Source organism: Bacillota bacterium, assembly GCA_030705925.1.
Taxonomy (GTDB): Bacteria; Bacillota; Clostridia; order Oscillospirales; family Feifaniaceae; genus JAUZPM01.
Genome location: JAUZPM010000104.1, coordinates 1 through 4,962, shown reverse-complemented (window position 1 = coordinate 4,962; position 4,962 = coordinate 1). Strand labels below are relative to the sequence as shown.

General features: G+C 44.5%; 6 protein-coding genes. 5 read left to right on the top strand and 1 reads right to left on the bottom strand.

The window, feature by feature from the left end; translation table 11 throughout:
- Together Q8865_10995 and Q8865_10990 are read left to right on the top strand one after the other, a co-directional pair.
- The coding region (locus tag Q8865_10995) for an energy-coupling factor transporter transmembrane component T (protein ID MDP4153944.1) at positions 1–360 on the top strand (360 nt) is incomplete at its 5' end.
- 3 nt (positions 361–363) lie between these two features.
- Positions 364–1,128: an ABC transporter ATP-binding protein gene (locus Q8865_10990; protein MDP4153943.1), complete on the top strand. Its 765-nt coding sequence runs from the start codon at positions 364–366 to the stop codon at positions 1,126–1,128.
- A gap of 11 nt (positions 1,129–1,139) precedes the next feature.
- Here the strand turns inward: Q8865_10990 and Q8865_10985 are convergent, their stop codons facing one another.
- Positions 1,140–2,657: an NAD(P)H-hydrate dehydratase gene (locus tag Q8865_10985; GenBank protein ID MDP4153942.1), complete on the bottom strand. Its 1,518-nt coding sequence runs from the start codon at positions 2,655–2,657 to the stop codon at positions 1,140–1,142.
- 88 nt (positions 2,658–2,745) lie between these two features.
- Between Q8865_10985 and eno the strand changes: the two genes are divergently transcribed.
- The 3 genes from eno to Q8865_10970 all read left to right on the top strand — a co-directional run.
- The gene (gene eno / locus Q8865_10980; protein ID MDP4153941.1) at positions 2,746–4,041 is read left to right on the top strand and encodes a phosphopyruvate hydratase; all 1,296 of its coding nucleotides are present in this window, start codon (positions 2,746–2,748) and stop codon (positions 4,039–4,041) included.
- Positions 4,042–4,055: 14 nt separating this feature from the next.
- Positions 4,056–4,733 (top strand): lactate utilization protein, encoded by a 678-nt coding sequence (locus Q8865_10975; GenBank protein MDP4153940.1) that lies wholly within the window; start codon positions 4,056–4,058, stop codon positions 4,731–4,733.
- A 34-nt stretch (positions 4,734–4,767) separates the two neighbouring features.
- Positions 4,768–4,962 (top strand): CoA-disulfide reductase (locus tag Q8865_10970; GenBank protein ID MDP4153939.1); only part of this gene is annotated, 195 nt, incomplete at its 3' end.

Below are 4,962 nucleotides of genomic sequence, written 5' to 3'. Positions count from 1 at the left end.
TACCTGTGCCTTTTGGTTTTGCAGTTACAGCTTACTTACAGGTATATAACAGTAATGATGGAGGAAGTGGCAAGCATACTTAGGGCGTATGCAATGCGTGCGCCAAGGCAAAAAGGTGTGCATCACAGCGTTTGGGGCTCTCTTTCGGGTCAGCTTATATTGCGCACTTACGGTAGAGCTGAACGCGTCTATGACGCAATGTGTCTTCGAGGTTTTAACGGTGAATACAACACGGGCAGCCGAATGCGTCTTACAATGCAAGATATCTTATACTGCCTTATCTGGTGTTCTTTTTTTTATGCTGCCTGGCGCTTTAATCTGCCAATGCTGCTCGGCTCGCTGTTTACAGGAGGATTTTGATTTATGAGTCACCATCGTGTTCAGGTAAATAATGTACATTATGCTTATCCGGACGGCAATGTTGCCGTAAAAAATATATCCTTTACGCTTCACCACGGCGAATCAGTCGGGATTATCGGAGCAAACGGAGCTGGAAAGTCAACGCTTTTAAAACTTCTCACAGGACTTATCTTCCCCGACAGCGGTGAAATAATAATCGGTGACACTCCGCTTACTAAAAAAACTCTCCCTGTCGTAAGAGAACATATCGGACTGGTTTTTCAGGATCCGGACGATCAGCTTTTTATGTCAACAGTATATGACGACGTTGCGTTTGGCCCAAGAAATTATAAACTTGACGAAAAAGATGTCGAAATAAGAGTAATGAATGCTCTTGAAAAAGTAGGCATACCTCAGCTTAAAGACCGCCCCCCCTTCCGGCTTTCAGGCGGTGAAAAGAGGGCTGCCGCAATTGCAACGGTGCTGTCCATGCAGCCCGATATACTTGTAATGGATGAACCAACAAGCGCACTTGACCCCAAATCCCGCAGGCGATTTATCAAACTCCTAAACGAATTTGAACACACCAAAATAATAACAAGCCACGACCTTGATACAGTTCTTGACACCTGCTCTAGGGTAATTGTAATAAGAGACGGGACAGTTGCTGCCGACGGCCGGACAGAAGAAATACTGACTGATGAGCCGCTGCTTGACAGCTGCGGACTTGAACTTCCGCTGACTCTGCAAACATGCCCAATATGCGGTAATAAAAAAAGAGGAGTTTAAACTCCTCTTTTTTATGTGATAAGCAAGCTCATCGCATCAGGTATCTTTTCTATGATGTCGCTTGCGAGTATCCCCTCTGGTGCTTTTCCCCCCGATACAATGATATCGGCAGAGTACCCATGAAGAAACACCGCATTTGATATTGCGGTTGCTAGAGAGCCTTTTTGCGCTATGAAAGCGCCTATAAGTCCCGCAAGTATATCTCCAGACCCGCCTTTTGCAAGTGCCGGGTTACCGGAGGAGTTAACAGTCTGGCTTCCGTCACTTAAAGCAGTTATTGTATAAGGTCCTTTTAATACTACTTCGACCCTATTCCTTATTGCTAGTTCAGAAGCTACAGTAAATCTGTTTTTCTGAACTTCTTCAATAGACATACCGCAGAGCCTTGCCATTTCACCCATATGGGGCGTAATAATCAGCGGCTGAGTCCTTTTTTTCACCACTTCCCAAAACTCTGGCAGAAAGTAAAGAGCGTCCGCATCCATTACAGTCTTTTTATCGTATCGAAGTATTTGCAGGACAGCATTTTTTACCCCCTCTGTCCTGCCCAGTCCCGGTCCCATTACAATACAGTCGTAATCTTTGTCAAGTTTAATCTCTCCCTGCAGTCCCCCCTCCGATTCAGTGCACGGAAGGTACGTTGCTTCAAGAATATGTCCCGCGACAATGGGTATAATATTTTTTGGTGCGGCGACTGTTAAAAGACCTATGCCTCCTCTTAATGCTGAACGTGCGGCGAGCGATACTGCCCCGGGCATATTTTCGCTTCCCCCGACAAGAAGCATACGGCCATGTGTTCCTTTGTGTGAATCTTGCAGTCGTTTTACATGGGTTCTGACATAATCATTTGCGTCCCAAAGCCGAACATCTTCCCCGGCTTTTTCAACCGCTTCATCGGGTATCCCTATATCTACAACTATAAGTTCTCCGTAATAGTTTCTTGCGGGAAATAAAAACGCGCTGCGTTTTGGGCATTGAATGGTGAGTGTAACATCCGCCCTTACAGCCAATTCGGCATCCGCAAAGTCTGCATTTACGCCGCTTGGCACGTCAATTGCAATAATATAGGCTTTAGATTTATTTACCTCGCTTATAATTGTATCATATGGCGGCTTTAAGACCCCGGACATTCCGATTCCGAAAAGGCAGTCAATTATAACGTCCGCAGATTCTATTTCATTTAATAGCTCTTTCTCACTTTCGATATAACTTCTAAAGCTGCCGCCTGAGTTTATAAACCTATTCAAGTGTTCGGCCGCAGAAGCTGAAATTTTATCCGTAGGCGGTATTATCCACAGAGAACTGTTATATCCTTTTTCATGTAGTATGCGGGCAATTACAATTCCGTCTCCGCCATTATTCCCTGTTCCTGATAATACACATATTTTACATTCTTTATTGACCCGCCCCAAAATTTTAATAGAAAGAGCTTGTCCTGCATTCTCCATTAATTGAACGGGTGATATCCCAAGGTTTTCTGACGTATATTTATCCGCTGAATACATTCCGTTTTTACTTAATATCCTCAAAACTTCTCAGCCCCTTTGTTTAAGTATACCAGAATTTTTCTTCTTCTTCAATTTACTGCTTTTAAATTTAATTTAAGGAGATAACACTATGAGAACATCCATCATATCTGTAACCGCGCGTGAAATTCTTGATTCGAGGGCAAATCCGACTGTTGAAGCAAAAGTAGTTCTCGAGTGCGGCGCAGTAGGCTCAGCCGCTGTTCCGTCCGGCGCCTCAACCGGCATGTATGAGGCGGTTGAACTTAGAGATAATGATAACAAGCGTTTCGGGGGCAAAGGTGTGCTTAATGCCGTAAACAATGTAAATACATCAATCGCACAGGCACTTTGTGGAATGGATGCTTCAAACCAATCTGAAATAGACATGCGCATGTGCATTCTCGACGGCACGCCTAATAAATCCAAACTTGGCGCAAATGCGATTCTGGCGGTATCGCTTGCAGCCGCAAAGGCAGCGGCAAACGCATACGGTCTTCCTTTATACCGTTATATAGGGGGCTGTGACGCAAGAATGCTCCCTGTTCCAATGATGAATATATTAAACGGCGGCGTCCATGCCTCAAACAACCTTGATATACAGGAATTTATGATCGTTCCAACAGGCGCGCCGTCAATAACAGAAGGCGTTCGCCGTTGCACCGAAGTGTTTCATTCTCTTAAAAAACTTTTAAGCAGCCAGGGGCTTTCAACGGCAGTCGGAGACGAGGGTGGTTTTGCCCCTAATCTTGCAAGCGATGAAGATGCTCTTAAAGCAATATCTGAGGCTGTTAAAGAGACGGGATACAGCATAGGCTCCGACTTTATGATAGCAATTGATGCCGCTTCAAGCGAATGGTATGACAGCGATGGCAGTTATGTCCTGCCGAAAGCAAAAAAGAAAATGACGCGTGAGCAATTATCGGATTTTTGGCGCAGCCTATGTGATAAATATGCAATAATTTCAATTGAGGATGGAATGGCTGAAAACGACTGGCAGGGCTGGGGCATGCTCAATTCTCTTCGCGGCAATATACAGCTTGTGGGAGACGATTTATTTGTAACAAATACCAGCAGATTGAAAGAAGGCATTTCAAAGGGAATAGCAAATTCTATACTTGTTAAGCTCAACCAGATCGGGTCTTTGACAGAAACGCTTGACGCCGTAAGAACAGCCCAAAGAGCAGGTTATACTGCAATCATATCTCACCGTTCAGGTGAAACGGAAGATACAACGATTGCAGACCTAGCTGTTGCTGTTAATGCCGGTCAAATCAAAACCGGAGCGCCCTCCCGCAGTGAACGCACCTCAAAGTATAACAGATTAACCTATATCGAGGCAGAACTTAAAAACAGTGCTGTTTACTCAGGGATAAACTCATTCTATAATATAAACAGGACGCATTGATATGGAGGTTAGTTATGGATCAAAATTTGTATGCACTAACAGAAAAACGGGTAAACCGTACACTTGAAAACCTGCAGAAAAATAATATGTCGGCAATTTACGTCCCTAAAAAAGAGGATGTCGTTGGGGAAGTAGCAAAACTTATTAGTGAAGGTGATACTGTCGCTGTTGGAGGCTCCGTTACATTATCTGAAGCTGGAGTATTAGAGCTGCTGCGTAACGGCAAGTATAATTTTCTTGACCGTTACGCGCCCGGTCTTAGCAAAGAGGAAACCAACGAAATTCTCAGGCAGGGTCTGCTTGCTGATGTTTTTTTATGCAGTTCAAACGCTATAACGGAAAGAGGAGAACTCTATAATGTTGACGGCAATTCAAACCGTATTGCCGCATTGGTCTTCGGCCCTAAATCTGTTATCGTGGTCGCCGGCATCAATAAAATAGTTTACGACCTTGACGAAGCTGTGCTGCGGGTCAAACAGATTGCCGCCCCGGCTAATTGCTTGCGGCTCGGTTACGAAACTTACTGTATGCATGACGGTCAGTGCCAGTCACTTCACTCAAATAGCAGCCGCGATATAACCGAAGGATGCAGCTCTGCGACAAGAATATGTTGCAATTATGTGATCTCGGCAAGACAGCGTATCAAAGACAGAATAAAAGTAATAATCGTAGGAGAGCCTATGGGGTATTAAGGTTCATATACATATCGGCTTAAGGAGAGTGTATATGAAAGTATTAATTGTAGGCGGAGTTGCGGGCGGAGCGGGCACAGCAGCGCGAATCAGAAGAAATGATGAGACTGCTGAAATCATCATGTTTGAAAAAGGCCCATGCATATCTTTTGCAAATTGCGGAATGCCATATTATATAGGCGGCGTGATTAAAAACGAGGACGATCTTCTCATTCAGACCCCTGAAAGC

Excerpts from the sequence above, each read along its gene's own strand:
- Q8865_10990 (MDP4153943.1), top strand. The coding sequence starts at position 364 with ATGAGTCACCATCGTGTTCAGGTAAATAATGTACATTATGCTTATCCG.
- eno (MDP4153941.1), top strand. The coding sequence starts at position 2,746 with ATGAGAACATCCATCATATCTGTAACCGCGCGTGAAATTCTTGATTCG.
- Q8865_10975 (MDP4153940.1), top strand. The coding sequence starts at position 4,056 with ATGGATCAAAATTTGTATGCACTAACAGAAAAACGGGTAAACCGTACA.